Here is a 26,071-nt window from a genome sequence, read left to right as displayed (position 1 = left end):
CCGCGGCTTACTTGTCGCCGCCGCTACGGGCCAGCTTGGCGATCAGCCAGCCGGCGGCGAAGGCCACGCCGAACGAGGCCAGGGGACGCTCGCGGATCAGTTCGGCCGCGCTGTCGACCAGGTCCTTGCCCTTGTCCATCAGGGCATCGACCTGTTCCTTGGCAGCAGCGCCGCCGAACTCGGCAGCGGCCAGGCCGGACAGGGCGGTGTCGGACAGTTCGGCCTTGACGTTGGCCTTGCCGATCCGCAGTTCATCGCCGGCCGCACCCGTGGCGCCCTTGATGGCGCTGCCTGCCGCGTTGGCGGCCGACTTCAGGTGGGTGGAGGCTTCGCCCAGGTGGTCCTTCAGGTTTTCGGTGTTGGTGGGGCTCATCGCAATCTCCTGCTTCAGTGAATAAGGCGGCCGCCATCCGGACGTGCGGGATGGCCACGGACGACATGGATACCATCGCCCGGGTATAGGGGGCGTTACGGTACGCCATGCCATCAGCGCATGACCAACTGCCCCCTGGCATTACCCCGCACGATGCGCAGTACCAACTGCTGTGGAGGCTGCTGGAAATTGGCCCGCCAGCTGGCGAGGTCGGCGAATTCACCTGCGCTGGCCTCGGTCACGATGTCACCTTTGGCAAGGCCGGAAGCGGCAGCGCGACTACCCCGGGTGACCTCGTTGACCAGCACGCCGCTGATCCCGGACTGGCGCAGCGACTCGGGCAGGTTGACGAAGGTCGCCCCGCCCAGGCGTGGATCCAATGTGTCGCCACTGATTGCGCGCGCCTGCTCTTTCAGGGTGGCCTTGACCTGCACCGGCTTGCCATCGCGACGCAGTTCCAGGGTCATCGTGCTGCCGACCGCCGCGAGTCCTTCGATGTTGTGCAGCGCCTGCGCGCTGTCCACGCGCTGGCCATTGGCGGTCACCACCACGTCGCCGGCACGCACGCCGGCCGCCGCTGCGGCCGATCCCGCCAGCACCCGGGTGACCAGCGCACCACGCGCCTCGCTCAGGCCCAGGCCCTGCGCCAGCTGCGCGGTCAGGTTCTGGCTTTCGATGCCCAGCGTGCCGCGCACCACCACCCCATGCTTGACCAGCTGGTCGACCACGTTGCGCGCCAGGTTGGACGGAATGGCCAGGCCCAGGCCGATGTTGCCGGCCATGCTGCCCTGCGGGTTGAAGCTGGCGGTGTTGATGCCCACCAGCTGCCCCTGCAGGTTGACCAGCGCACCGCCGGAGTTGCCGGGATTGATCGAGGCATCGGTCTGGATGAAGTTCTGGTAGCCCAGCCCGCGGATGCCGCTGCGGCCGACGGCCGACACGATGCCCGAGGTCACGGTCTGGGTGAAACCGAATGGATTGCCGATGGCGACCACGAAGTCACCGACGCGCAGCTGGTCGCTGTTGCCGAGGGTGATGCCGGTCAGGCCCTGCGCGGGGATGCGGATCAGCGCGATGTCGGTGTCCGCATCCGAACCGAGGAACTCGGCCTTCACCGTGCGTCCGTCGGACAGGGTGACCTGCACGTCGTCGGCGTTGTCGATGACGTGGTGGTTGGTCAGTACCAGGCCCTCGGCGGCGTCGATGATCACCCCCGAACCCAGCGATTCGTTGATGCGTTCCTGCGGCACGTCCGGGAACAGGCGGCGGAAGAACGGGTCTTCGAAGAACGGGTTGCGCACCCGCACCACCTGTTTGGTGTTCACGCTGACCACGGCCGGCGTGACCTTTTCCAACATCGGTGCCAGTGAAGGAACCGGTTGCCCGGCGACCGCAGCGGGCAACGCGCTGGTGGCCGGGATGGTGACCGGTGCCGGCGCTGCTTCGGCGCGGTTGTCCAGGTGTGCATTGATGCCGCTGGCGACGAAGCCGCCGAAGGCTGCGGCCAGTGCAAGCGTGAGCAGGGTCGGAATCGGTCGCATGGGAATCGGTGTCCGGGCAGGAAGGTGGAGTAGGGCGCGCTCGATGCTGCAGGCGAGGCCCGCAGGGAGCTGCGGCAGGGCCGCAGAAGTGTCTCCCGCGCTGGATAAACATGCCATGAAAGATGCGGTCCGGCACATGGGAAGTTGCGCAGTTCCGCGCAAACTCCGCTGCCGGTGTCGTATCGGCAAGCGGTCCTGCAGGATCGCGGAGGCTGCCCACGGTGACGCCCGCCGTGCAGGACGCCTCGCCCCAAACCCCTTGAAAACGTGCGTTTTCGAGTTGCCGTGCGCGTCGATGGTCGTGCCTCGTCGCAGCCATCGTAGTGGCGCGCGCTTGCGCCTGCGCAGTTTCCCGTTCCACGATGCAGCTTGCCGGTATAGCATCGCCTCCGTTTTGACATTCCAGCCCCCCAGGAGGGCAAATCATGAGCAACGGTAATGGTGTGACGACGACATTGAGCGAGACCGTCGAGACAGTAAAGGAAGCTGCAACCAACGTTGGCGAGACCATCGCCCACACCGCCGAAGACGCCGTGGCTGCGGTCAAGACCACCGCCAAGCGCGTGCGCAAGGCTGCCACCACCCGCGTGGATGCCGCCAGGAAGGCCGTTGCCAAGGTCGAGAAGACCGTTGCCAAGAAGGCTGACAACGCTGCCAGGTCGGTCGGCAAGTCGATCTCCAAGGCCAAGCAGAAGCTGGAAGCCGCCAAGCAGAACGCGCAGGCCGAAGCGGCCGCGCTGACCAAGGTCGTCGCCAAGAAGAAGGCCGCCGCCACCAAGACCGTTGCTAAGAAGGCTGCCGCAGTGAAGAAGACCGCAACCAGGAAAGCGGCCGTGGCCAAGCCCGCTGTCGCCAAGAAAGCCGTGGCGAAGAAGGCTGTTGCCAAGAAGGCTGTTGGCAAGAAGGCTGTTGCCAAGAAGGCTGTTGCCAAGAAGGCTGTTGCCAAGAAGGCTGTTGCCAAGAAGGCCGTTGCCAAGAAGGCCGTTGCCAAGAAGGCCGTTGCCAAGAAGGCAGTAGCCAAGAAGGCAGTAGCCAAGAAGGCAGTAGCCAAGAAGGCAGTAGCCAAGAAGGCAGTAGCCAAGAAGGCAGTAGCCAAGAAGGCAGTAGCCAAGAAGGCCGTCGCCAAGAAGGCCGTTGCCAAGAAAGCAGTAGGCAAGAAGGCCGTAGCCAAGAAGGCTGTCGCCAAGAAGGCCGTAGCCAAGAAGGCCGTAGCCAAGAAGGCAGTAGCCAAGAAGGCCGTAGCCAAGAAGACCGCCGTCGCGCGCAAGGGCGTTGCCAGGAAGGCAGCACCGGTGAAGAAGGCCGCCCGCAAGGCGCCCGCCCGGAAGGTTGCCACCCGCAAGGCCGTGACCAAGCGCGGCAGGTAAGCGCGCCGGACGCCCCTGTCGCCGGTTGGCGGCAGGGACGCCGATGATGATGGGCCTGCACACGTGGCAGGCGCATCATGGGAGCCTCGCCAAGGAGTGCTCCCGCATGCGTGGTCTCTATTTCAGTTCATGGCAGGCCGTGCTGTCCACGCTGGGTGGACTGGCCCTCATCACCCTGCTGGGCGTGGGTATCCGCCTGCTGGTGATGCAGACCCTGCAAGCGCGCCGCGAGCGCGAAAACCGCCAGATCAATGAACGGCTGCGCACCTTGATGGCGGCCTACAAAGTGCTGGGCGGATCCTTCACCGGTGATCTGGACGTGGATCCTTCGCACCTGCGCCAGCTGCGCGAACGCGCGCACGAGCAGGGCATCGCCGAGCCAGGTTCGGACCGTGCGCGACGCATCCGCGATGCCGTGGAAGCGGCGCTGTCGGACATCCTGCTGCTGGGCACCGACGACCAGGTGCGGCTGGCCGCGCACGCCGCTACCGAACTGGCGCAAGGGCGCCCCGTGCATACCCATGCACTGGTGGTCTCGCTGCGCGACTTCATCCGCGAGGCGCTGGACCTGGCACCGATTCCCACGGGGCTGGAGATTCCGCACCAAGGGCCCACACGTCCCGCATCGGGCGGTGCGGCAAAGGGCCGGTCGGACGCTGCCGACCGCGGCGGCAAGGGCGCTGGTGGCGGTGGCGGTGGCGGCAGCGGTGCAGGGGTGGGCGCGATGGGCGGACTGGGCGCCGGCTTGGCGGTCGGCACCCAGGGCGCCAGCGAGGCGCCGGAAACCCACTGACCGGTTACGGCAGTTCGACGATCGGCGCGAACCCGCCGAAGATCATCCGCTGTCCATCGAACGGCATCGGGTTGTTGGCCGGGTCCATCCGCGGATCGTCCATCATCTTCGCCATGCCGCTGTCGCGGGTGGCCTTGTCCGGCCATTCCACCCACGAAAACACCACCGTTTCGTTCTCCTTCGCTTTCACCGCCCCGTAAAAGTCCGTGGTCTTGCCGTGCGGCACGTCGTCGGCCCAGCACTCGACCACCCGCGTCGCACCCAGTTCCAGGAATACCGGATCCATGCTGCGCGCATGGTCGATGAAGGACTGCTTGTTGGCGGTGGGGACGGCCAGCACGAACCCGTCGATGTAGCTCATTGCCTGTTCTCCGGATGGCCTGCGGATGCAGGGCCTTCATGGGTATGACGAACCAGAAGCGTGCAGAACGACATGCCTTGGCGGCATCGGCTGCATCCGGGCTGTTTACGCTGGGTCACCGTCGACGGGCGTGAACGTCGCTTGCACATCAGGAAATGGAAGGCGCGCGCGTATGCCTGAAAAGAGCTGAATAGCAGCCAAAAATCGCTTTCCTGCTTTCAGGATGGGGTTAGGTCAAAAAACGGAAACTTTACATCCCCCGATGCGATGGCGTTCCGGCGCCGCTGCAACAACACCAGAAAGACAAGAGGTTGTACCCATGAAGATGTCCCTGATTGCCCTGGCCCTGGCTTCCGCGCTGCCGTTCGCTGCTTCGGCCGCCGAGAACCTGTCCTACAACTACGCCGAAGGCAACTACGTAAAGACCGACGCCGATGGTGGCAAGGCAGACGGTTGGGGCGTCAAGGGTTCCTACGGCGTGCTGCCGAACATGCACGTGTTCGGTGAGTTCAACCAGCAGGAAGTGGACGCGACCAGGCAGGACGTCGACCAGTGGCGCGTGGGTGTCGGCTACAACGTCGAGATCGCCCCGTCGACCGACTTCGTCGCGCGCGCTGCGTACAACAAGTTCGACGCCAAGCACGGCCTGGATTTCAATGGCTACAGCGCTGAAGCGGGTATCCGCACTGCCTTCGGCCAGCATGCCGAAGTCTACGCAATGGCTGGCTACGAAGACTTCAGCAAGAAGCACGGCATCAGCCCGGAAGGCGAGTGGTACGGCCGCCTCGGCGCGCAGGTCAAGTTGAACCAGAACTGGGGCATCAACGGCGACATCAAGATGAACCGCGATGGCGACAAGGAATGGTCGGTCGGCCCGCGCTTCAGCTGGTGATTCGGCAGCGGCATGCTTCGCGCATGCCGTGTGCTTGAACCAACAGGCCCGGCATTGCCGGGCCTGTCTTGTTTCCGGTGCGGCGCCGCGCGCTGCTCATTCGCCCTGGTACTGCTTCTCTTCCACCAGTGCCGAGCCGGCCACCCGGTTGATCTCGTTCTTGACCTGCACGCGTTCGCCGTTGGTGCCGTAGACACCGCGCGCCAGCTGCACGAAAGCATCGTCGAACACCTGCGCTGCCTCCTTGTCGCGCAGCTGGTCCTGGATGTCCCACATGCGCTGGTTGATTACCTTCAGCTGCTGCTTGAGCGCGTCCAGCGCCGGCTGGTTGCCGCGCTGGGCCTCGAACAGCGGCAGCAGGCCGTCGAGTTCGGTGCGCACGTTGGCCAGCTTGGCCGCATCTTCGATGCGTTCGGCCTTGATTTCCAGGATGGTGATCTTGTCGATCAGCTCACCGATCGATACAGGGGTCAGGATCGCGTCCACGCAGGTGCTCCGTTCAACAGGCCTGCATGATAGCGCGCAGCCGCCAGGCCGAGGCGAGGCATGGCTTTACGCAGGCTTTGCGCGAAACCGCCCCCGGCGCCCTCGATCGGTTACGCCGCCGGCTTCCACACTGCGCAGCTCCGGCGGCAACGCCGCTCAGCAGACAAGGGTGATGGAATGAAGTGGCAAGCACTGCGTGGCGTGGCCGTGGCCGGCGTGATGGCAATGGGCCCGGGGGCCTCTGGAGCGGCGCAGGCCGATGTCGGCGGCACCCTCGCGCTGACCAGCGATTACGTCTGGCGTGGCAGCTCGCAGACCGGCGAAGATCCCGCCGTGCAGGCAGGCGCGCGTGCCACCCGTGGCACCGGCCTGTATGCCAGCGTGTGGGGATCCAACGTAGCGTTCGAACCGGACAGCGGCGCACGCAGCGAGTTCGATGCGGTGCTCGGCTGGAGTGGCGAACTGGCGCCGAACTGGAGCCTGGATGCCAACGCCACGCGCTATCTGTATCCGGGAACGGGACGCGCGCTGGACTGGACCGAGCTGTCCGCCACGGCGACCTTCAGGCAGCGAGCCTGGCTGCAGCTGGCGCACTCGCGCGACGCGCTGGCCGGCGGCCACCCCGGCACGTATGCACAGATCGGCATGCGGCTGCCATTGTCAGGCGCGACGCGCCTGGAAGCGGCCTACGGCCATTACCGGTTGGCCAGCGCACAGGCACGCGACTACCAGCACGTGCAGCTCAGCGTGATCCACGCCATCGCCCCGAAGTGGGAGCTGCGTGCCACCGGCCACGCCACCGATAGCGCCGCTCGCCAACTGTTCCCCGGCAACGCCGGCAGCCGCCTGGAGGTAGCGTTGCAGGCCAGCTTCTGATCCCGGCAAGCGCCGCCGAGCCTGGTCAGAATCCCGCCGAGCATGGCTCGGCGCTACCGCACTTCTCCAAGCCCACCCCGCCCGACCCCGGCACCGTATGCAGCTGTAGCTCTGAGCGACTCAGCCGTTCGAAGACGAACCGCGCACGCGCAGCACCAGGCCCTTCAGGAAGTAGCGCATCAACTGGTCACCCGCCTTGCGGAAGTGCTTGTGGTCGCGCTGGCGGAACACCGCGCTCAGCTCCGGCTTGGAGACTGCAAAGCCGGCCGCCTGGAAAATCTCCTGCAGGTCCACGTCACGCAGCTGGAACGCCACGCGCAGCTTCTTCAGGATCAGGTTGTTGTCGATCCGCGTCTCGATCGCGCGCTGCGGCTGGCTCTCGTCACGACCGCGCAGGTGCACGATCAGGCCGTCCAGCACATGGGCCAGCGCTTCATCGCTGCAGGGCTCCGAGCCTGCTTCGTTGTCCGGCTTCAGCCAGGCATTGACCTGCTCGGCGGTCACCGGGAAGGCGGGGTCGGCCAGCTCGCACAGCACCACCATGTGGTTGTCGCTCAGGTCCAGGGCAAAGCGCAGGCTGCGCAGCACATCGTTGTTGATCATTGTCTTCCACACCGCCGGCAGGGAGCGCCGGGACCTGCATTGTACCGCCCGCGCCGCTGTCATCCTGCGGTCACCGGACTGCAGCATAGTGCGCCTCTCGACCCCTGAAGCAGGATTGCCCGTGACGCGCCCCTGGATCCCCTCGCTGCTGGCCGCCCTGCTGGCTGCGTGCCCTGCGGCAGCGCAGGACCGCTACGTGCCGCTGGAGCAGCGCATCGATGCGGCACGCCTGGCCGACGTCGGCCTGACCCCGGCCCAGCTGCAGCAACTGAACCGCCTGCTGCGCGAGACCCAGCCGCAGGCGCTGACGGCAGCCGACGCGCCGCCGCCTGCCGACCGCGCCACGCCGACCGCTGCGGCCCCGATGTTCATCGGCCTCGACGACGGCCCGATCAAGGCGCACGCCACCGGCACCATCACGGGTTGGCAGCCAGGCATGCTGTTCACCCTCGACAACGGCCAGCAATGGCAGGTGCTGAAGGGCGAAATGACCCTGCGCCGACCGCTGCAGGATCCGCCCATCGAGGTGGTGCCCGGCATCGCCGGCCGCTGGTTCCTGCAGGTGGATCCGGACCTGCCGAAGGCGCGCGTGTTCCGCGTGCGCTGAGTGCGCGCAGCCGATCCGGCAAGGCAGGCAGCGGCCGACAGTGCCAGAATATCGGCCTGGATCTTCCTGGAGTTGCCTGATGACCCGTACCGTCCTGATCACCGGCGCCACGTCCGGCTTTGGTGCTGCTGCCGTCCACCGCTTCGCCAAGGCGGGCTGGAAGGTGATCGCCACCGGCCGTCGCGGTGAGCGACTGCAGCCGCTGGTGGACGCCTATGGCGCCGACCAGGTGCATACGGCGGTGTTCGATGTGCGCGATGCGGCCGCCATGGAAGCGGCATTGCTCGCGTTGCCGCCAGCATTCGGTCAGATCGACCTGCTGGTCAACAATGCCGGCCTGGCGCAGGGCACGCTTCCGGCCCAGCACGCCAGGCTGGAAGACTGGCGCACCATGATCGACACCAATGTCACCGCGCTGGTCACGCTGACCCATCGCCTGCTGCCGCTGTTGGTGGAGCGCAAGGGCGCGATCATCAACATCTCCTCGGTCGCCGGCGTGTATCCCTATCCCGGCGGCAATGCGTACGGCGGCACCAAGGCCTTCGTCAGCCAGTTCTCGCTGGGGCTGCGATCGGACCTGCACGGTACCGGTGTGCGGGTGACCACCATCGAACCGGGCATGGCGGAAACCGAGTTCACCGTGGTACGCACCCACGGCGACCAGGCGGCATCGGACAAGCTGTACACCGGCGCCAACCCGATGACCGCCGAAGACATCGCCGAGCAGATCTACTGGGTGGCCAGCCTGCCGCCGCACCTGAACATCAATCGCCTCGAACTGATGCCGGTCAGCCAGTCCTATGCCGGCTTCCAGGTGGCGCGCGAAGGCTGAGGCCGCCCGGCGAGCGAACTGGTGGGCGAACTGCTGGGCGAACGGCCGAGCCCCTCGTGGCGGGTCGCGGGACGGCAAAAACCGCTCCTGCGGGCCTCGTCTCGCGCCATCAATGGCGCTCCACGCCCCCGCCCACCCTTACCGCCCGGCCCTGCCACAGATCGGTTGGCGCCCACCACCAGCCCAGCCGCATGATCCATCCAAGGTCGAGAGCCACGAGGGGGATCGGCCGCCCGGCGAACCATCGGCTGGCGCATGAAAAAGCCGGGCAATGCCCGGCTTTTCCGTCGATGCCGCAGCAGCCGCAAACCCGCGTTACTGCGCCTTGATCGCCATCGCCTGCAGGCCGGTTCCATCCAGCTTCTGCTTGGCTTCGGACAGCTCGCCTGCGGTGCCATACGGGCCCATGCGCACGCGATACACCGTCTTGCCGTTGATCTGCGCCGATTCCACCCGTGCGGCCAGCCCGATCATCGCCAGCTTCGCCTTGGTGGCCTCGGCATCGCCGGACGCACCGAACGCGCCGGCCTGCAGGATGTAACGCACGTTGCTGTCTGCTGGCGCGGCCACGGCGGCGGGCGTGGCCGCTGCCGTCGTCGGCGCGCTGGCTGCCGCCGCGGGCGGCGTCGCGGTCGTGGCCGGCGCGGCGGGACGTTCGCTCAACGGCGCCGGGAGTGCGCCGGCGCGTGTCGGCGCCGTGCTTGCCACCGTCGCCGTGGCACCGGTGGTGGTGGCTGCCGTGGAAGCCGGCGCAGGCGCGGCGGCCGGGACCGGCTTGCCTTCCAGCGCGGCCTGCGCACGCTGCGCCTCGCTGCGTGCCAGGCGCTGTTCCTCGGCGCGGGTGCTGGCGGCCAGCTCGGCGTCGGACATCTCCACTTCCTTGCCCGGCAGCAGCGTGTAGAAGTCGTACTGGGTTGCCGGTGGCTTGGCCGGGGTGGCCGGCTTGGCCGCCGCAGGCGTCTCCACCTGCGTGCCGACATCGCCTTCGGCTTCCACCACCGGGGCCGGCTGCGCGTTCGGATCCGGTCGCGGACCTGCCCGCAGGAAGCCATCGGCATCTCCCTTGAACAGGTTGGGCGCGGCCAGGAACACCACGGCGGCGATCGCCACGCCGGCGACCAGCCACACCCATCCCGGCGTTCCCTGGCTGCTGTTGCGCCGTGCCTGACTCTTGCCGCGTCGTGCTGCCATGTCTACTGCTTCTCCAATGCTTACATTTTTTCCGGGGCGCCGACGCCCAAGAGTTCCAGGCCGTTGCGCAACACCTGGCGCGCTGCGCTGGCCAGGGTGAGCTTGGCATCGCGGTCGGCGGCGTCTTCCACCAGCACCGGTGTCCCGTGATACCACGTGTGGAAGGCGTGCGCCAATTCACGCAGGTACTGCGCCACCAGGTGCGGTTCGAGCGCGATGCCGGCCGCTTCCACCACCTCCGGGTAACGCGAGATTTCGTTCATCAGGTTCAGCGACGCCTCGTCCTGCAGGGTGCGCAGTGCGGCCAGCCCCTGTTCCTGCGAATACACCAGGCCCTTCTCCTGCGCCTGGCGATGCAGGCTGCAGACGCGGGCATGGGCGTACTGCACGTAGAACACGGGGTTGTCGTTGCTCTGCTGGCGTGCCAGGTCGATGTCGAACGTCAGCTGCGAATCCGGCTTGCGCGCGATCAGGAACCAACGCGTGGCATCACGACCGGCTTCATCGATCAGGTCGCGCAGGGTGAAGTAGCTGCCCGCGCGCTTGGACAGCTTCACTTCCTCGCCGCCGCGCATCACCGTCACCATCTGGTGCAGCACGTATTCCGGCCAGCCCTGCGGAATGCCCACGCCCATCGCCTGCAGGCCGGCGCGCACGCGCGACAGCGAGCCATGGTGGTCGGCGCCCAGTTCGGTGATCGCGCGCTCATAGCCACGCTGCCACTTGGTCAGGTGGTAGGCCACGTCGGGCACGAAGTAGGTGAAGGTGCCGTCGGACTTGCGCATCACGCGGTCCTTGTCGTCACCGAAATCGGTGGAGCGCAGCCACAGCGCGCCACCCTCTTCATAGGTATGCCCGGAATCCTGCAGGCGCTGCACCGCTTCGGCGACCTTGCCGTCGTTGTACAGCGAGCTTTCCAGGAAGTAGATGTCGAAATCCACGCCGAACGCGGCCAGGTCCAGGTTCTGCTCGTTGCGCAGGTAGGCCACGGCGAAGCGACGGATCGCGGCCATGTCATCCGGGTCCTTGGCGCCGACCACGGTGGTGCCTTCCAGGTCCACGCTGGCGCCACGCAGGTAGGCGTCGGCCACGTCCTGGATGTAGTCACCGCGGTAGCCACCTTCCGGCCAGCCTGCTTCATCGGGCTTGATGCCCTTGGCCCGCGCATGGGTGGACAGCGCCAGGTTTTCGATCTGCACGCCGGCATCGTTGTAATAGAACTCGCGCTTGGCGTTCCAGCCGTTGGCATCGAGCACGCGTGCGATGCAATCGCCGATCGCGGCGGCGCGGCCGTGGCCCACGTGCAGCGGGCCGGTCGGATTGGCCGACACGTATTCCACGCCGACCGTACGGCCGTTGCCGGACAGGTTGCGGCCGTAGTCGTCGCCTTCCTTGATCACGCTGGCGGCTTCGCGCTGGAACGCGCTGCCGGCCAGGTGGAAGTTGATGAAGCCGGGGCCTGCGATCTCCACCTTGCTGACATCCGCACTCTGCGGCAGCGCATCCAGCAGGGCCTGGGCGATCGCGCGCGGGTTGCTGCGCGCGGCCTTGGCCAGCAGCATGGCGGCATTGGTGGCGAAGTCGCCATGCTCGCGGGTCTTCGGGCGTTCAACCACGAACTCGGGCGGAATCGAGTCGGCGGGCAGGGTGCCATTGGCGCGCAGGGCTTCGATGCCTTGGCTGATCAGGGCGCGGAGGAGATTTTTCACGTGGCCTGCTGTGAAGTGCGGCGGAATCCCCCATTTTAGCCGATCTGCCCCGCCCCGGCAGACGTGGGTAAACCGTGGGGGTTCAGCCCCGCGCCGGCGGCGGCCCGGTGGGGGGGCGCCTGCGGTTCCTGTGGCGGTTCAGCTTCGCGATGGCGGGGCGCTGGCCGGACCCAGCCATCCCCGTTCAGCAAACGACACGGGCGCGCCTTCCCCTATCACCAGATGGTCCAGCAGGCGCACGTCCAGATGGGCCAGCAGGGATTGCAGCTCCGCGGTGACCTGGTGGTCGGCGGCCGATGGCTCCGCATCCCCGGAAGGGTGGTTGTGGCTGACGATGACGGCGGCCGCGTTCAGCGCCAGCGCCCGGCGGACCACTTCGCGCGGGTAGATGGACGCGGCATTCACCGTGCCCTGGAACAGCTCCTCGTAAGCCAGCAGGCGATGCTGGTTGTCCAGGAACAGGGCGACGAATACCTCGTTGGAACGTCCGCGCAGCCGATGCTGCAGGAAGCGCGCGGCCACCGCAGGCGACTGGCCCACGCATTCGCCGCGAACCAGTTGCGCGGCAAGATGGCGCTGCGCCAGTTCCAGCGCGGCGGCCAGCGCGCAGCTGCGCGCCGGACCCAGCCCAGGCAGGCGCGCCAGCGCAGGGGCGGGGAGGTCGAGCAGCCTGCGCAGCGGCCCATGCTGGGCCAGCAGATCGCGGGCGGTCTGCACGGCATCGCGCCCGCGTGTGCCCGAGCCGAGGAAGATGGCCAGCAGTTCCGCATCCGAGAGCACGCCGGGGCCCTGCGCGAGCAGGCGTTCGCGGGGTCGTTCCTGCGCGGGCCAGTCATGGATCGTCATGCCGACAGTGTGGCCACCCACGCTGCGGACGGCCATGGGGCAGCCGCAGCGTGGTGGGTCAGGAAGGGCGCGGGCCCTTGATCGGGTAAGTGCGCAGGAACGCATGCAGCTCGTGGTTGCTGGTCAGTCCCAGCTTCCGCATCGCGTCGGACTTCTGTCGGCTGACGGTCTTCGGGCTGCGCCCCCGCTGCTGGGCGATCATGCTCAGGTTCAGGCCGCGCCCCAGGCCGTCCAGCACGTCACGCTCGCCCTTCGACAACGAGGCGGGCGTGGCCCGGTGGGCCAGGTCGCGGGCTTCCAGGTGGGAGCGAAGATGCTGGGACACATAGGTCTGCCCGGCGGCGGCGCTGCGTACCGCCTGCGCCAGTTCGTCGAAATCCACCGCCTTGTCCAGGGCGCCGTGCACCCCGCAGCGCAGCAGGGTGATCAGCACGGTGGGGCTGGCGGTGCCGGTCAGCACCACCAGCGGCAGCCAGGGGTGCGCCACGCGGATGCAGTCGAGCAGCTCGGGTCCGTCCGGGCCTTTGCCGGGCATGGTCAGGTCGGTGAGCACCACGTCGCACGGTTGGCGGTCGAGCAGGGCGAGCAGGTGGGTGCCGCCGGAGGCCTCGCCGACCACGTCGATGCGTGCGTTCTCCAGCACCACGCGTGCGCCGTGGAGGATGATCGGGTGGTCGTCGGCAATGATGGTGCGGATGTACACGGTTGGTCCTGCGGTACGGCGGAGCAGGGGTCCCGGCAGCCACTTCGTGCAAGCGGATGACGCGACACCTAGCATCGTTAAATGCTGTCATACATGTACTTATATCCGTCGGTCATATCGCCCCGAATAGGGGCACTACGGGGCTTTCGGCTAAGCTAATGTCTTTGCGTGCATAGGATTTCCCCGGTGGCTGACTCACCCAAGACTTCCCCGGCGCGGCAGCGCCCGCTGGAAGGGCGCAGGCTGCTGTTGTGCGTGGGCGGCGGAATCGCGGCGTACAAGGCGTTGGAGCTGGTCCGTCGGCTGCGCGATGCCGGGGCGCTGGTGCAGGTGGCGATGACCGCCGGTGCACAGCAGTTCGTCACCCCGTTGAGCTTCCAGGCACTGTCCGGCCAGCCCACCCGCACCACGCTGTGGGACAGCGCGGCAGAACAGGCGATGGGGCATATCGAACTGGCGCGCTGGGCCGACCGCATCGTGGTCGCCCCGGGCACCGCCGACCTGCTGGCACGCCTCGCGCAGGGCCATGCCGATGACCTGGTGACCACGCTCTGCCTGGCCAGTACCGCCCCGCTTACCGTGTGCCCGGCGATGAACCACCGCATGTGGCTGCACCCGGCCACCCAGGCCAACATCGCCCTGCTGCGTACGCGCGGGGCGCAGGTGGTGGGGCCGGTTGATGGACCGTTGGCGGAGGGCGAGTCCGGTCCCGGGCGCCTGGCCGAGCCGGACGACATCGTGGCCGCGCTGGTGGCCATTGAACGCGCCCCGGATGCCACGGGCGATGGCGCGCCGGGTCCGTCCACGCTGGCGGGACTTCGCGTGTTGATCAGCGCCGGTCCGACCTACGAAGACATCGACCCGGTCCGCTACGTGGGCAACCGCAGCAGCGGCAAGATGGGCTACGCGCTAGCCGCGGCGGCCGCCCGGCTCGGTGCCGATGTCGTGCTGGTCAGTGGCCCGGTCAACCTGCCGACGCCGGCGGGCGTGCAGCGGATCGACGTGCGTTCGGCCGCGCAGATGCGCGATGCCGTGCTGGGTGCGCTGCCTGCGGATATCTATATCGGTGCCGCCGCCGTATCGGATTACACCCCGCGCCAGGTCGCACCGCAGAAGTTGAAGAAGACCGCCGACAGCCAGTCGCTGGTGCTGGAGCTGGTCCGCACCGCGGACATCCTGGCCGAGGTGGCCACCCAGACCCAATCGCTGAAACTGGTGGTCGGCTTCGCCGCGGAAACCCACGACGTGGAGAAATACGCGCGCGGCAAGCTGGTGGACAAGCGGCTGGACCTGGTGATCGCCAACCAGGTGGGCCAGGCAGGCGCGGGTTTCGAAAGTGACGACAACGCCGCCACGGCCTATTGGCAGGACGGCGAACAGGTATTCCCGGCCACCTCCAAGACCGAACTGGCCACGCAACTGCTCGCGCTCATCGCGCAAAGGCTTACCGCATGAACGCTGCATCGCATCCCGTTCCGCCCTCGCTGCAGCCGCTGCAGGTGAAGCTGCTCGATCCGCGCTTCGGCGACAGCTGGCCGCTTCCGGCCTATGCCACCGAAGCCAGCGCCGGCATGGACCTGCGCGCGGCAACCGAAGCGCCGCTGGTGCTGGCCCCGGGTGATACCGCCCTGGTTCCCAGTGGCCTGGCGATCCACGTGGCCGATCCGAACCTGTGCGCGATCATCCTGCCGCGCTCCGGGCTGGGCCATCGGCACGGCATCGTGCTCGGCAACGGCACCGGCCTGATCGACGCCGATTACCAGGGGCCGCTGCTGATCAGCGTCTGGAACCGCGGCCGCGAGGCCTTCACCATCGAACCCGGCGACCGCATCGCACAGCTGGTTGTCGTTCCCATCGTGCGTGTTGCCCTGCAGGTAGTGGATACTTTCACCGACAGCACGCGGGGCTCGGGTGGGTTCGGGCATACCGGAGTGCGCTGACTCGGGGGACAGGATGATCGGCAGCAAGGGGAAGGGCGTGGCGGTCACGGGACGTACGGGGCCGCTGCTGGCGGCGATGCTGTTGCTGTTGGCAGGGTTGTTCGGCTGGAGCGCGGTGCAGCAGTGGCGTCAGGCCAACACCGGCACCCAGCTGGAACAGGCGCGCGACAGCGCATTGCAGGGCCTGCAGAAGGCGCTCGACGGCCAATTGCTGCAGTTCGCCAAGCATCTGAAGTCCGCACGCGTTGAACAGGCACTTGCTGCCGGGGACGGGGCCGCCGCCGCGCTGGCGCTGCGCGAGACCTGGACCGGCGTGGAAGACGTGCAGGTCTGGCCGGCCTCGCTGGAGACCGCCTATGCCGATCCGGCCGCCTTCGGCTATGCCCGGCTGGCGCTGCTGGAAGCGGCGCTGGTCAGTGACAAGCCCGTGGCGCGCGTGGTGCGCGATGCCGGTGGCGCCCGGCTGGGCCTGGCGGCGGGCGTGCCGTTGGGCTCCGACGGGCTGGCGCTGGTCTACGTGCGGCAGCCGCTGATGCAGCTGACCGGCCCGCTGGATGCGGTGCGTGCACCGGCCGAAGGCTATCTGGCCCTGCGCCAGGGCAGCTACAACGTGCTTGAACGCGGTGACCGCAAGCTGGCCGACAGTGGCGAAGTGCTGGCACGGCCGCTGGCCAACAGCAGCCTGCGGCTGGCCGCGGGCGTGCCGTCGATCGAGCCCGGCCCGCTGGGACTGGGGGCGCTGGCCGCTTCCATCGTGGCGCTGCTGCTGGTGCTGATCGCGGTGCTGCTGCTGGTGGGCAAGTCCCGCCTGCCGCTGCCCCGGCGGGCCGCGCGCGAAGGCGCAGAAGAGCAGGGTCCGACCCTGAGCGAGAGCCTGGCGCAGTCAGCCGCCGAGGTGTCGACCGGCGCGTCGGCGGAGCAGGGCGCCGGTGCCGCAGTGGAGCCGCCGCCCTTGGCCGCGAGCCTGGCGGCGGGCATTTTCCGTGCCTACGACATACGCGGCGTGGTCGGCGACGAGCTGACGCCCAAGGTGGCGGCCCTGATCGGCCAGGCGATCGGCAGTGAAGTGCTGGCGCAGGGCCTGCGCGAAGTGGTGATCGGCCGGGATGGGCGCCTGTCCGGCCCGGAGCTGGCCGCTGGCCTGGCCGAAGGCCTGCGCCGCGCCGGTTGCGATGTCATCGATATCGGCCTGGCGCCGACGCCGGTGGTGTACTTCGCCAGCCACCACCTGCGCACCGGCAGCTGCGTAGCGGTGACCGGCAGCCACAATCCGCCCGAATACAACGGCTTCAAGATCGTGATCGCCGGGCAGACCCTGTCCGGTGATGCGGTGACCGCGCTGTACCAGCGCATCGTCGAAGGCCGGCTGGCGCAGGCGCCATCGCCGGGCAACTACCAGCAGCGCGAGGTCGGCGATGACTACGTACGCCGGATCGCCGACGACGTGCAGCTGGAGCGGCCGCTGAAGGTGGTGGCGGACGCCGGCAACGGCGTGGCCGGTGCCCTGGTGCAGCCGCTGCTGGAAGCCATCGGTGCCGACGTCATCCCGCTGTACTGCGATGTCGATGGCAGCTTCCCCAACCATCATCCCGACCCCAGCGATCCGGCCAACCTGCAGGACCTGGTGCAGACGGTGAAGCGCTTCGACGCCGACCTCGGCATCGCCTTCGATGGCGACGGCGATCGCCTCGGCGTGGTGACCCCGGATGGCACGATCATCTTCGCCGACCGCCTGCTGATGCTGTTCGCCGCCGACGTGCTGCTGCGCAACCCGGGCGCGATGGTGATCTACGACGTCAAGTGCACCGGCAAGCTGGCCGACTTCGTGCTGCGCCACGGCGGCAGCCCGATGATGTGGAAGACCGGCCATTCGCTGATCAAGGCGCGCATGGCGGAGACCGATGCCGAACTGGCCGGCGAGATGAGCGGGCACTTCTTCTTCCGCGAGCGCTGGTTTGGTTTCGATGACGGCCTGTACGCCGCTGCGCGCCTGCTGGAAATCCTCGCGCTGCGCGAAGAAACCCCGCAGGAGGTGCTGGAAGAGCTGCCGCAGAGCATCTCCACCCCGGAGATCAAGGTGCCGGTGGCCGATGGCACGCCGCACGCGCTGGTTTCACTGGTGGTGAGCGCAGCGCAGTCTGCGGACAACCCGTTCGTGGGTGGCCGCATTTCCACCATCGACGGCCTGCGCGTGGACTTCGCCGACGGCTGGGGCCTGGTCCGCGCCTCCAACACCACCCCGGTGCTGGTCCTGCGTTTCGAAGCCGACAGCGAAGACGCCCTCGAGCGCATCAAGGCCCAGTTCCGCGCCCAGCTGCAGCCCCTGCTCGGCGCGCAGGACCTGGGCTTCTGAGACCGCGCCGAAGGATCCGGTAGCGCCGACCCATGGTCGGCGAGCGCAGCGGCCGCAGTGCGCGGAAGGATCCGGTAGCGCCGCCCCTGGGTCGGCGAGCGCAGCGGCCGCAGTGCGCGGAAGGATCCGGTAGCGCCGACCCAGGGTCGGCGAGCGCAGCGGCCGCAATGCACGGAAGGATTCCGCCGAGCATGGCTCGGCGCTACCACGCCTGCCCCCCCCCCCTGCCGGCCCGTAGCATCGAAGACACCAACGCACCACGCCGGCAAGGAATATCTCATCCCTTGAACCGCAACCCCACGCCGGGCTCGGTGAACACATACCGCGACTCCAGCGCCGAATCGCCCAGCTTCTGCCGCAGCTTGCCCACCAGTATCCGCAGGTAGTGCGTATCGTGCTGGTGCGTCGGGCCCCAGATTTCCTTCAGGATCTGAGGCTGGGTCACCACCCGCCCGGCATTGACCAGCAACAGCGACAGCAGCGCGTACTCCTTGCGCGTCAATGGCACCGCAACGCCATCCAGCGTGACCGCGCGGTGCACCAGGTCGATCCGCAGGTGTCCGTCATCGAACACCGGCGGTTGTCCGTCCAGTGGCGCGGCACGCGTGCGCAGCAGCATCCGCACCCGCGCCATCAGCTCCTGCGTGCCGAACGGCTTGGTCACGTAGTCGTTGGCGCCGGCATCCAGCGCACGCACCTTTTCGGCTTCGCCGGCCCGCACGGTCAGCATGATCACCGGCAGCTGGCTCCATTGGCGCAGTTCGGCCAGCACCTGGTGGCCTTCCATGTCCGGCAGGCCGATATCCAGGATCACCAGGTCCACGCTCTCGCCCACCAGCCGCTCCAGTCCCTCCTGTCCGCTGGACGCCTGCAGCACCCGGTAGCCCTGCGCACGCAGGCTGATGTCCAGGAACCGGCGGATCTGCGCTTCATCGTCGATCACCAGCACGCAGGCAGGCGGGATCGACGGCGTGCTGTCAGGCGTCAGGGGCATCGGGGTGACCGGCAGGAGTGAGCAGGGGCAGGGTAATCCGTATCAGCGTACCGCGTCCGTCCTCGCCCGCCAGCGCCTGCACGCTGCCGCCATGTGCACCGATCATCCCCTGGCAGATCGCCAGCCCCAGTCCGGTGCCGTGGCGCCCGCGGTCGCCGCGTTCGACGCTGTAGAACATGTCGAAGATGCGCGCGCGCTCGTCGGCTGGAATACCGGGCCCGCGGTCGAGCACGTCGATCACCAGATCACGCGACTGCAACCGCGCGCTGACCGTGACCGGCATGCTGGGCGGGGAGAATTTGGCGGCGTTCTCCAGCACGTTGAACAGCGCCTGCTCGACCAGTGCCGGATGCACCCAGATCGGCGCCAGCGACGCAGGAATATCCAGCTGCAGCTTCACCTCCGGCTGGTAACGCTGCAGCCGACGCGCGGCAGATCCGACCAGTTCGTCCACGCCGATCCAGTCGCGGTTGATCTTCAGTCCGTCATGGCCGAGCCGGGTCATGTCCAGCAGGTTCTGGATGTAACGGTCCAGCCGTTCGCCTTCCAGCATGATGGTGTCCAGCAGGGCGCGACGGTCCGCCGCATCCATTGCCTGGCCGTAACTGGCGAGGCTGTCGGCCGAGCCGATCATCGCCGCCAGCGGCGAGCGCAGGTCGTGCGACACCGATGACAGCAGCGCCGAGCGCAGCCGCTCGGTCTCGTTGCTGACATGCGCCTGTTCCAGTTCGGCCACCAGCCGCGTACGCAGCGCAGCCTGGGCGATGTCGTCGACCATCGCCATCGCCAACTGGCGCTGCTCCGGCGCCAGTCGAGCAAGTGCCGGCGGGAACTGCAGCGCCGCCACGCCGATGCAGCGGGCCTCGCCGTCGAGCAGCGGCAGGCACCACCACTGCGCCCCGGCCAGGGTATCGGTATAGCGGCCACTGGGCTGCCCGTGGCGCTGCGACCAGTCCGCCGCGGCCAGGTCGGTATCGCCGGGCACGGCGCTGCCGCTGGCGGTCACGTCGGTGCCGATGCGCAGCCACGCCGGCGCATCCAGGGCCTGTTCCAGCGCCTGCCGCCCGGCATCGGCGACCGCCTCGTTGCTGGCTGCACTGCTGAGCTGGCGGCCCAGCTGCTGGCGGGCGTTGGCATGGCGGTTGGACGCGCGCAGGGCGATGACCTGCGTGCGCAGGCGCGATGCCAGCCGGCCGGCCACCAGCGCGGCAGCCAGGAACAGGAAGACCGTGATCACGCCCTGCCGCGCGCTGATCGCAAAGGTGAAGCGCGGGGCGATGAACAGGAAGTTGTAGGCCAGGAAACACAGACCGGCCGCCAGCACCGCGGCACTGGCGCGGGTGCGCGCGGCCACCAGCACCACCGCCACGATGAACACCATCGACAGGTCGGCCATGCCGACCCAGCGTTCGGCAACCCAGGCCACCAGGCAGGCCAGTGTGCAGGCCAGCACCGCCTGTGCCAGTTCCGCCGCGTGGCCGGGCACCGGCGCCAGCAGGCGATCGCGGCGTGCGCGTGCCCGTGCGCGCGGCGTGCTGATGATGGTGATCTCGTAATGCGCGCCGTGCTGGATCAACTGCTGGGTCAGCGTGCGGTTGAGCATGCGCGCCACCGGCCGTTCGCGCGTGCGGCCGAGCACCAGCGTGGACACGTTGTTGTGCGCGGCATGGTCGAGCAGCGCGTCGGCCACGCTGGATCCCTGCAGGACGTCGGTATCTGCGCCAAGCCGGCGCGCCAGCGCGAAGGCGCTGTCGATCTCGCGTTGCGTCGCTTCATCGGCACGCCGGCGCTGCACGGTCACCACCGTCCATGGCGCATCGCGGCGTTCGGCGATGCGCCGCGCCACGCGTACCAGGTACTCACTCTGGCCGCCGCCGTCGATCGCCACCAGCACGCGTCGGCGCAGCGGCAGGGCGCCTTCGCCACCGGCCGCGCGGACTTCGCGCAGGCTGCTGTCCACGCGGTCGGCTGCCTCCTGCATGGCCAGCTCGCGCAGGGCGGTCAGGTTGGCGGGGGTGAAGTAGGACTGCAGCGCCTGCGATGCCTGTTCCGGGACATAGACCTTGCCCTGCTGCAGCCGCGCGATCAGTTCGCGTGGCGGCAGGTCGACCAGCACGATGTCATGCAGGCGGTCCAGCACCCCATCCGGCACGGTCTCGCTGACCCGGATGCCGGTGATGCGCAGCACCACGTCGTTGAGGCTTTCCAGATGCTGGATGTTGACGGTCGTCCATACGTCGATGCCTGCATCCAGCAGCTCCATCACATCCTGCCAGCGCCGCTCGTGGCGGCTTCCCGGTGCATTGCGATGCGCCAGTTCGTCCACCAGCACCAGCGCGGGACGCCGCTGCACGATCGCATCCAGGTCCATTTCGTCCAGCAGCCGCTCGCGGTAGGCAACCTGCCTGCGTTCAACCAGCGGCAGGCCCTGCAACAGGGCTTCGGTGTCGGCACGGCCGTGGGTTTCGACCACCCCCACGACCAGGTCCACGCCACGGCGCAGCTGCTCCTGCGCGCGCGTGAGCATGCTGTAGGTCTTGCCGACGCCGGGGGCGGCGCCGAGGAACACGGTCAGGCGCCCGCCGGCATCACGCTGCAGGCCTTCGATGAGGGCGTCGGCCTGGCGGCTGCGGGTATCGGTCATGCCGGCGATTGTGCGCCAGCCCAGGCACGCATGGCATCAACGTGCATGCGCGGCTGACTCCAACGCTCGGTTGAGCTGCATCACGTTGACCCGGGGCTGGCCGAACACCCCCCACTGCGGGCCCTCGACATGCGCCTGCACGATGGCCTGCAACTCGGCTTCGGAAAGCCCCCGCGCCTGCGCCACGCGGCGCACCTGCACCTGCACGGCGGCCGGTGACAGATGGGGATCCAGGCCGCTGCCGGACTGCGTCACCAGGTCGGCGGGAACCTGCGCGGGCGCGATGCCTTCGCGCAGGGCGACGGCGGCGGTGGCGTCGGCCACGCGCCTCGCCAGTGCCGGGTTGCTGCGCGCCATGTTGGAGCCCGCCGCAGCCATCGGATCATGGCCCGCCGCGGATGGCCGCGGCTGGAACCAGCCGTCACCGGTGAACGGCTGGGCCAACAGGGCCGAGCCGCGCACGCGACCATCGGCATCCACGATCAGGCTGCCGTCGGACTGCACGGGGAAGGCAAGCCGCGCCAGCCCGGTACCGGCGGCCGCGTACAGCGCGCCAGCCAGCAGCAGGCTGCCGAGGCCGAGCACGATCGCCGGACGCCAGCTGGCGGTGTGTTGCAGGCGGGCCTCGCGTTCGGCAGCCGCGCGCGCCAGTGCCCGCGGCGCAACGGGCGGGGATACGGAAGGGGTCGTTGAAGTGTTCATGCAGCAGATACCGTCATCAGCAGGAAGTCGATTGCCTTGATCGCCACGAACGGCAGCAGCACGCCGCCGAGCCCGTACACCAGCATGTTCCGCCGTAGCAGGCTGGTTGCCGTTGCCGGACGGAAACGCACGCCGCGCAGCGCCAGCGGGATCAGCGCCGGGATCACCAGGGCATTGAAGATCAACGCGGCCAGCACCGCGTTGCGCGGACTGGACAGGCCCATCACGTTCAACGTGGCCATCCCCGGCACGGTGGCGGCGAACAGCGCCGGCAGGATCGCGAAGTACTTGGACACGTCGTTGGCCAGCGAGAAAGTGGTCAACGCGCCGCGGGTGATCAGCTGCTGTTTGCCCACTTCCACCACGGCCAGCAGCTTGGCCGGATCCGAATCCAGGTCGACCATGTTGCCGGCCTCCTTCGCGGCCTGGGTGCCGGAGTTCATCGCCAGGCCGATATCGGCCTGGGCCAGCGCCGGCGCATCGTTGGTGCCGTCGCCGACCATCGCTACCAGCCGGCCACCGGCCTGTTCCTGGCGGATGCGTGCGAGTTTGTCTTCCGGCCGCGCTTCGGCGATGTAATCGTCCACGCCGGCCTCGGCCGCGATCGCTGCGGCGGTGAGTGGGTTGTCGCCGGTGATCATCACCGTGCGGATGCCCATCGCACGCAGCTGGGCGAATTTTTCCCGCATGCCGTGCTTGACCACGTCGGACAGTTCCACCACGCCCAGCACGTGGCGACCTTCCGCCACCACCAGCGGCGTGGCGCCATTGCGCGCCACCTGCTCCACGCGCCCGGCCAGCTCGGCCGGAACCTCGCCGCCGAGGGACTGCACGTGTGCGCGGATCGCATCGGCGGCGCCCTTGCGGATGCTGCGGCCGCCTGCCAGGTCGACACCGGACATGCGGGTCTGCGCGCTGAAGGCGATGTAGTGCGCATGCTCGGGCTCGGCGCTGCGGCAGCCCTGCTCGCGGCCCAGGCGCACGATCGATTTGCCTTCCGGTGTCGGGTCGGCCAGCGAGGAAAGCAGCGCCGCCTCGCGCAGCCGCGCCACGTCCACCCCGGCCAGTGCATGCAATGCGGTGGCCTGGCGGTCGCCGTGGGTGATGGTGCCGGTCTTGTCCAGCAACAGCACGTCGATGTCACCGGCCACCTCCACCGCCTTGCCGGACTTGGCCAGCACATTGGCCGCCAAGGCACGGTTCATGCCGGCGATGCCGATGGCCGGCAGCAGGCCGCCGATGGTGGTGGGGATCAGGCAGACCAGCAGCGCGATCAGCAGCAGGGGATCGACGCTGACGCCGACCGATGCGCCGATTGCCGGCAGCGTGGCCACCACCACCAGGAAGGTCAGCGTCATCGCCGCCAACAGCAGCGTCAACGCCACCTCGTTCGGCGTCTTCTGCCGGTTGGCGCCTTCCACCAGCGCGATCATCCGGTCCAGGAAGCTGTGGCCGGGCTCGGCGGTCACCCGCACCACGATCTGGTCGGACAGTACCTTGGTGCCGCCGATCACGCCGGATCGGTCGGTGCCCGCCTCACGCAGCACCGGTGCCGATTCGCCGGTCACAGCGGCTTCGTTGATGGTCGCCAGCCCCTGCACGATCTCGCCATCGGCCGGCACCAACTCACCCTCGCCGACCAGCACGTGGTCCCCCGGGCGCAACTCGGCTGCGGGCACCTGTTCCTGCGCTGCGGCGGGATGTGCGGACTGCAGGCGACGCGCCACCAGGTCCTGGCGGGCGCGCCGCAGCGACGCGGCCTGGCCACGGCCGCGGGCTTCGGCCACGGCTTCGGCGAAATTGCCGAACAGCACGGTCAGCAGCAGGATCGCGCTGACCGCCAGCCCGAAGCCCAGCGGTGCATTGCCGCTCAGGGTGACCACCAGGGCGAGCAGCGTACCGGCCATCACCACGGCCATCACCGGACTACGCAGCAGGTGCAGCGGCGAGAGCTTGCGGAATGAATCAAGCAGCGCACGGCGGAAGCCGGCGCCATCCAGCAGCGCCGGACGGCGCGGCAGCTGGGAAGTCGCAACAGTATTCATGGGGAGTGCCTCAATGCAGGCCAAGGCTGAGGTGGTCGGCCACCGGGCCAAGCACCAGAACCGGCAGGAACTGCAGGACGGTCAGGATGACGATCACGCTGAGCAGGGTCAGCGCGAAGGTAGGGGTTTCGATCTGCAACGTGCCCGGCGATTCCGGCGCGCGACGCTTTGCCGCAAGCTGCGCGGCGATGACCAGCGGCACCACCAGCAGCGGGAACCGGCCCAGCAGCAGCACCAGCGAACAGGTCAGGTTCCACCACGGCGTGTTGTCGCCCAGCCCTTCGAAGCCGGAACCGTTGTTGGCATAGGCCGACGCATACTCGTAGAAGACCTGGCTGATCCCGTGGAATCCCGGGTTGGAGGTGCCCGACAGACCCGGCACCGCCAGGGTGACGGCGGTAAGGGTGAGCAGGGTGATCGGCTGCAGCAGCACCAGCAGCGCCAGCAGCCGCACCTGCGGGGTTTCCAGCTTGCGTCCCAGCAGTTCCGGCGTGCGCCCGGTCATCAGCCCGGCCAGGAACACGCCCAGCAGCAGGTAGACGATGAACTGCTGCAGTCCGCAGCCGACGCCGCCCCAGATGGCACTGACCAGCATGTTGACCAGCGATACGGCGCTGGCCATCGGGCTCATCGAATCCAGCATCCCGTTGACCGATCCGTTGGACACCTGGGTGGTCACTGCCGCCCATAGTGCGGTGGCGTCACTGCCCAGCCGGACTTCCTTGCCTTCCATCAACAAGGCGCTGGCTGCCGTGGGCGAATGGCCTTCCAGCCACACGGTGCCCGCGATCGACACCGCCGACATGCTGGCCATGCAGCCCAGCACCAGCCAGCCGAAGCGGCGGCGGCCGGTGAACGCCCCGATCATGAAGACGACGGCGATCGGAATCAGCAGGATGCCAACCAGTTCCAGTGCATTCGACAGCGCGGTCGGGTTCTCCAGCGGGAACGCACTGTTGGGGCCATACCAGCCGCCACCGTTGGCGCCGAGCTGCTTGGCCGCCACCATCGCGGCAACCGGGCCGAGCGGTATCTTCTGCTCCTGCAGGCCGGTCGACGCATCCATCGGCGCGGCCTGCGGACCCCCGGCGAAGGTGGACGGCACGCCCTGGCTGGCCAGCAGCATGGTCCACAGCAGGCACAGCGGCAGCATGAAGCGCACGCACAGGCGCAGCACGTCGGCATGGTAGTTGCCTACGTCGATGCGGCGGTCACCATCGGCGACCACGTCCTGGCGCGGCGGCGCGAACAGGGCGCGCAGGGTGGCCACGGCCAGGGCAAGGCCCATCATCGGCGTCACCACCTGCAGGCCGGTGATGCCGGTCATCTGCGAAAGGTAGGAAAGCTGCGCCTGCCCGGAATAGTGCTGCTGGTTGGTGTTGGTCAGGAAGGACACCATGGTGTGCAGCGCGGTGTCCCAGCGCAGGTTGGCGATGCCGTCCGGATTCAGCGGCAGCCACGCCTGGGTCATGAACACGGTGATCGTCAGCAGCGCGATGACCACGTTGCTGAGCACGAACGCGCCGACGTAGCCGCGCCAGGACATGCCACGCGCGGGATCCACGCCGAGCAGGCGGTAGAGCGGTTTTTCAATCCAGTGGAACAGCGGGTCGATGCGCATCGGTCCACCGCGCATCACCCGTGCCAGGTACAGGCCGAGGGGCCAGGCCAGCAGCACGCTGGTGGCGAGGAGAAGGAGGATTCCGGTCATGTCCATGGCCCGTCAGAATGCTTCGGGCCGCAGCACGGCATAGACCAGGTAGGCGGCGGCGACCAGCACCAGTACGCCACTCAGCAGGGAGAGCCAGCCGGGCATGCTCAGCACCCCGCCCGGGAAGAAAGGCCACAACGCGACAGACAAGACATGACGGTGATCGTCCTGGTGGAACCGCTCCACCTCAGGCCGTCATGGTCCGCCTGGGCCGCGTAAAGCCTCCATTTCTCCGCGCCTGCGGCGGCATAAAGTCAGCGTAAAAGCTGCGGCGAACGGCGGAGCCCCTCGTGGCGGGTCGCACAGAGCCGGATTTCTGGTTTGGCACGGGCGGGAGGGATTGGTGGGGGACGGCAAGAACTGCATCCATGCGGGCCTCGTTTCGCGCCATCCATGGCGCTCAACGCCCCCACCAACCCCTCCCGCCCCGCCCGGACAGTCCGCGCGCGCGGCGCGCCACGGTCAAAATAGAGGAAAAGCGGGTGCGGGGGCACCCGGGGGG

24 protein-coding genes are annotated in these 26,071 nt (G+C 68.3%); 9 read left to right on the top strand and 15 right to left on the bottom strand.

The genetic code is table 11. The features are described 5' to 3' along the window. Window positions 1–7: 7 nt before the first annotated feature. Both ABE522_RS10745 and ABE522_RS10740 read right to left on the bottom strand, forming a co-directional pair. Entirely contained in the window at window positions 8–373 is a 366-nt protein-coding gene (locus ABE522_RS10745; protein WP_042613320.1) for a hypothetical protein, read from the bottom strand. 113 nt (window positions 374–486) lie between these two features. Continuing rightward, entirely contained in the window at window positions 487–1,914 is a 1,428-nt protein-coding gene (locus tag ABE522_RS10740; RefSeq protein ID WP_346591687.1) for a Do family serine endopeptidase, read from the bottom strand. Between the two features lie 425 nt (window positions 1,915–2,339). Between ABE522_RS10740 and ABE522_RS10735 the strand changes: the two genes are divergently transcribed. Next, window positions 2,340–3,281 carry a histone H1-like repetitive region-containing protein gene (locus ABE522_RS10735; RefSeq protein WP_346591686.1) on the top strand — a complete coding sequence of 314 codons (942 nt, stop codon included), beginning with the start codon at window positions 2,340–2,342 and terminating at the stop codon, window positions 3,279–3,281. A gap of 106 nt (window positions 3,282–3,387) precedes the next feature. Further along, window positions 3,388–4,074 carry a hypothetical protein gene (locus ABE522_RS10730; RefSeq protein WP_346591685.1) on the top strand — a complete coding sequence of 229 codons (687 nt, stop codon included), beginning with the start codon at window positions 3,388–3,390 and terminating at the stop codon, window positions 4,072–4,074. A 4-nt stretch (window positions 4,075–4,078) separates the two neighbouring features. On the opposite strand, the gene ABE522_RS10725 is transcribed toward ABE522_RS10730, so the two are convergent. After that, window positions 4,079–4,435 carry a DUF1428 domain-containing protein gene (locus tag ABE522_RS10725; RefSeq protein ID WP_346591684.1) on the bottom strand — a complete coding sequence of 119 codons (357 nt, stop codon included), beginning with the start codon at window positions 4,433–4,435 and terminating at the stop codon, window positions 4,079–4,081. Between the two features lie 319 nt (window positions 4,436–4,754). On the opposite strand from ABE522_RS10725, the gene ABE522_RS10720 reads away from it, so the two are divergent. After that, the gene (locus ABE522_RS10720; protein WP_346591683.1) at window positions 4,755–5,327 is read left to right on the top strand and encodes an OmpO family porin; all 573 of its coding nucleotides are present in this window, start codon (window positions 4,755–4,757) and stop codon (window positions 5,325–5,327) included. Window positions 5,328–5,423: 96 nt separating this feature from the next. Here the strand turns inward: ABE522_RS10720 and ABE522_RS10715 are convergent, their stop codons facing one another. Then, on the bottom strand, window positions 5,424–5,813 hold the full coding sequence (locus ABE522_RS10715) for a DUF6165 family protein (protein ID WP_346591682.1): 390 nt from the start codon (window positions 5,811–5,813) through the stop codon (window positions 5,424–5,426). Window positions 5,814–5,990: 177 nt separating this feature from the next. On the opposite strand from ABE522_RS10715, the gene ABE522_RS10710 reads away from it, so the two are divergent. Next, window positions 5,991–6,689, top strand: a complete 699-nt coding sequence (locus tag ABE522_RS10710; protein ID WP_406846340.1) for a TorF family putative porin — start codon at window positions 5,991–5,993, stop codon at window positions 6,687–6,689. Window positions 6,690–6,809: 120 nt separating this feature from the next. Here the strand turns inward: ABE522_RS10710 and ABE522_RS10705 are convergent, their stop codons facing one another. Further along, window positions 6,810–7,292 (bottom strand): YehS family protein, encoded by a 483-nt coding sequence (locus tag ABE522_RS10705; RefSeq protein ID WP_346591681.1) that lies wholly within the window; start codon window positions 7,290–7,292, stop codon window positions 6,810–6,812. Between the two features lie 121 nt (window positions 7,293–7,413). Here ABE522_RS10705 and ABE522_RS10700 point away from each other — a divergent pair, with 121 nt between their 5' ends. Both ABE522_RS10700 and ABE522_RS10695 read left to right on the top strand, forming a co-directional pair. Continuing rightward, window positions 7,414–7,899 (top strand): hypothetical protein, encoded by a 486-nt coding sequence (locus ABE522_RS10700; protein WP_346591680.1) that lies wholly within the window; start codon window positions 7,414–7,416, stop codon window positions 7,897–7,899. Window positions 7,900–7,978: 79 nt separating this feature from the next. Next, window positions 7,979–8,731: an SDR family NAD(P)-dependent oxidoreductase gene (locus ABE522_RS10695; protein WP_346591679.1), complete on the top strand. Its 753-nt coding sequence runs from the start codon at window positions 7,979–7,981 to the stop codon at window positions 8,729–8,731. 315 nt (window positions 8,732–9,046) lie between these two features. On the opposite strand, the gene ABE522_RS10690 is transcribed toward ABE522_RS10695, so the two are convergent. The 4 genes from ABE522_RS10690 to ABE522_RS10675 all read right to left on the bottom strand — a co-directional run bounded on the left by ABE522_RS10690 (window position 9,047) and on the right by ABE522_RS10675 (window position 13,180). Then, a complete protein-coding gene (locus ABE522_RS10690) occupies window positions 9,047–9,922 on the bottom strand; it encodes an SPOR domain-containing protein (protein WP_346591678.1) in 876 nt (291 codons plus the stop codon). A gap of 20 nt (window positions 9,923–9,942) precedes the next feature. After that, the gene (gene argS, locus ABE522_RS10685) at window positions 9,943–11,631 is read right to left on the bottom strand and encodes an arginine--tRNA ligase (protein ID WP_346591677.1); all 1,689 of its coding nucleotides are present in this window, start codon (window positions 11,629–11,631) and stop codon (window positions 9,943–9,945) included. Window positions 11,632–11,769: 138 nt separating this feature from the next. Further along, a complete protein-coding gene (gene radC, locus ABE522_RS10680) occupies window positions 11,770–12,477 on the bottom strand; it encodes a RadC family protein (protein WP_346591719.1) in 708 nt (235 codons plus the stop codon). 58 nt (window positions 12,478–12,535) lie between these two features. Continuing rightward, window positions 12,536–13,180 carry a response regulator transcription factor gene (locus ABE522_RS10675; RefSeq protein ID WP_346591676.1) on the bottom strand — a complete coding sequence of 215 codons (645 nt, stop codon included), beginning with the start codon at window positions 13,178–13,180 and terminating at the stop codon, window positions 12,536–12,538. Window positions 13,181–13,366: 186 nt separating this feature from the next. Here ABE522_RS10675 and coaBC point away from each other — a divergent pair, with 186 nt between their 5' ends. From coaBC to ABE522_RS10660, 3 genes are all read left to right on the top strand, one after another. Beyond that, entirely contained in the window at window positions 13,367–14,635 is a 1,269-nt protein-coding gene (gene coaBC, locus ABE522_RS10670) for a bifunctional phosphopantothenoylcysteine decarboxylase/phosphopantothenate--cysteine ligase CoaBC (protein ID WP_346591675.1), read from the top strand. After that, window positions 14,632–15,120, top strand: a complete 489-nt coding sequence (gene dut, locus ABE522_RS10665; protein ID WP_057687433.1) for a dUTP diphosphatase — start codon at window positions 14,632–14,634, stop codon at window positions 15,118–15,120. The genes coaBC and dut overlap by 4 nt, the downstream gene beginning before the upstream one ends. Window positions 15,121–15,196: 76 nt before the next feature. Beyond that, window positions 15,197–17,473, top strand: coding sequence for a phosphomannomutase/phosphoglucomutase (locus tag ABE522_RS10660; protein ID WP_346591718.1), 2,277 nt, complete (start codon window positions 15,197–15,199; stop codon window positions 17,471–17,473). A gap of 277 nt (window positions 17,474–17,750) precedes the next feature. On the opposite strand, the gene ABE522_RS10655 is transcribed toward ABE522_RS10660, so the two are convergent. From ABE522_RS10655 to ABE522_RS10630, 6 genes are read right to left on the bottom strand one after another with little or no spacing between them, the layout of a single operon-like run. Next, a complete protein-coding gene (locus ABE522_RS10655) occupies window positions 17,751–18,467 on the bottom strand; it encodes a response regulator transcription factor (protein ID WP_346591674.1) in 717 nt (238 codons plus the stop codon). After that, window positions 18,451–21,111 (bottom strand): sensor histidine kinase KdpD, encoded by a 2,661-nt coding sequence (locus ABE522_RS10650; RefSeq protein ID WP_346591673.1) that lies wholly within the window; start codon window positions 21,109–21,111, stop codon window positions 18,451–18,453. The genes ABE522_RS10655 and ABE522_RS10650 overlap by 17 nt, the downstream gene beginning before the upstream one ends. A 36-nt stretch (window positions 21,112–21,147) precedes the next feature. Continuing rightward, window positions 21,148–21,813, bottom strand: coding sequence for a potassium-transporting ATPase subunit KdpC (gene kdpC, locus ABE522_RS10645; protein WP_346591672.1), 666 nt, complete (start codon window positions 21,811–21,813; stop codon window positions 21,148–21,150). Beyond that, window positions 21,810–23,858 (bottom strand): potassium-transporting ATPase subunit KdpB, encoded by a 2,049-nt coding sequence (gene kdpB, locus ABE522_RS10640; RefSeq protein WP_346591671.1) that lies wholly within the window; start codon window positions 23,856–23,858, stop codon window positions 21,810–21,812. Before kdpB ends, kdpC begins: the two co-directional genes overlap by 4 nt. A gap of 10 nt (window positions 23,859–23,868) precedes the next feature. Then, window positions 23,869–25,569, bottom strand: a complete 1,701-nt coding sequence (gene kdpA / locus ABE522_RS10635) for a potassium-transporting ATPase subunit KdpA (protein WP_346591670.1) — start codon at window positions 25,567–25,569, stop codon at window positions 23,869–23,871. A 12-nt stretch (window positions 25,570–25,581) separates the two neighbouring features. Next, window positions 25,582–25,674, bottom strand: a complete 93-nt coding sequence (locus ABE522_RS10630; RefSeq protein WP_042613345.1) for a potassium-transporting ATPase subunit F — start codon at window positions 25,672–25,674, stop codon at window positions 25,582–25,584. Window positions 25,675–26,071 lie beyond the last annotated feature (397 nt).

Source organism: Stenotrophomonas lacuserhaii (genome assembly GCF_039674585.1).
Lineage (GTDB): Bacteria > Pseudomonadota > Gammaproteobacteria > Xanthomonadales > Xanthomonadaceae > Stenotrophomonas > Stenotrophomonas pennii_A.
This window is presented reverse-complemented; position numbering and strand designations above follow the sequence as displayed.

Coding starts and splice junctions, on each gene's coding strand:
- ABE522_RS10745 (WP_042613320.1), bottom strand. CDS start 373: ATGAGCCCCACCAACACCGAAAACCTGAAGGACCACCTGGGCGAAGCC.
- ABE522_RS10740 (WP_346591687.1), bottom strand. CDS start 1,914: ATGCGACCGATTCCGACCCTGCTCACGCTTGCACTGGCCGCAGCCTTC.
- ABE522_RS10735 (WP_346591686.1), top strand. CDS start 2,340: ATGAGCAACGGTAATGGTGTGACGACGACATTGAGCGAGACCGTCGAG.
- ABE522_RS10730 (WP_346591685.1), top strand. CDS start 3,388: ATGCGTGGTCTCTATTTCAGTTCATGGCAGGCCGTGCTGTCCACGCTG.
- ABE522_RS10725 (WP_346591684.1), bottom strand. CDS start 4,435: ATGAGCTACATCGACGGGTTCGTGCTGGCCGTCCCCACCGCCAACAAG.
- ABE522_RS10720 (WP_346591683.1), top strand. CDS start 4,755: ATGAAGATGTCCCTGATTGCCCTGGCCCTGGCTTCCGCGCTGCCGTTC.
- ABE522_RS10710 (WP_406846340.1), top strand. CDS start 5,991: ATGAAGTGGCAAGCACTGCGTGGCGTGGCCGTGGCCGGCGTGATGGCA.
- ABE522_RS10705 (WP_346591681.1), bottom strand. CDS start 7,292: ATGATCAACAACGATGTGCTGCGCAGCCTGCGCTTTGCCCTGGACCTG.
- ABE522_RS10695 (WP_346591679.1), top strand. CDS start 7,979: ATGACCCGTACCGTCCTGATCACCGGCGCCACGTCCGGCTTTGGTGCT.
- ABE522_RS10690 (WP_346591678.1), bottom strand. CDS start 9,922: ATGGCAGCACGACGCGGCAAGAGTCAGGCACGGCGCAACAGCAGCCAG.
- radC (WP_346591719.1), bottom strand. CDS start 12,477: ATGACGATCCATGACTGGCCCGCGCAGGAACGACCCCGCGAACGCCTG.
- dut (WP_057687433.1), top strand. CDS start 14,632: ATGAACGCTGCATCGCATCCCGTTCCGCCCTCGCTGCAGCCGCTGCAG.
- ABE522_RS10660 (WP_346591718.1), top strand. CDS start 15,197: ATGCTGTTGCTGTTGGCAGGGTTGTTCGGCTGGAGCGCGGTGCAGCAG.
- ABE522_RS10655 (WP_346591674.1), bottom strand. CDS start 18,467: ATGCCCCTGACGCCTGACAGCACGCCGTCGATCCCGCCTGCCTGCGTG.
- ABE522_RS10650 (WP_346591673.1), bottom strand. CDS start 21,111: ATGACCGATACCCGCAGCCGCCAGGCCGACGCCCTCATCGAAGGCCTG.
- kdpC (WP_346591672.1), bottom strand. CDS start 21,813: ATGAACACTTCAACGACCCCTTCCGTATCCCCGCCCGTTGCGCCGCGG.
- kdpB (WP_346591671.1), bottom strand. CDS start 23,858: ATGAATACTGTTGCGACTTCCCAGCTGCCGCGCCGTCCGGCGCTGCTG.
- kdpA (WP_346591670.1), bottom strand. CDS start 25,569: ATGACCGGAATCCTCCTTCTCCTCGCCACCAGCGTGCTGCTGGCCTGG.
- ABE522_RS10630 (WP_042613345.1), bottom strand. CDS start 25,674: ATGCCCGGCTGGCTCTCCCTGCTGAGTGGCGTACTGGTGCTGGTCGCC.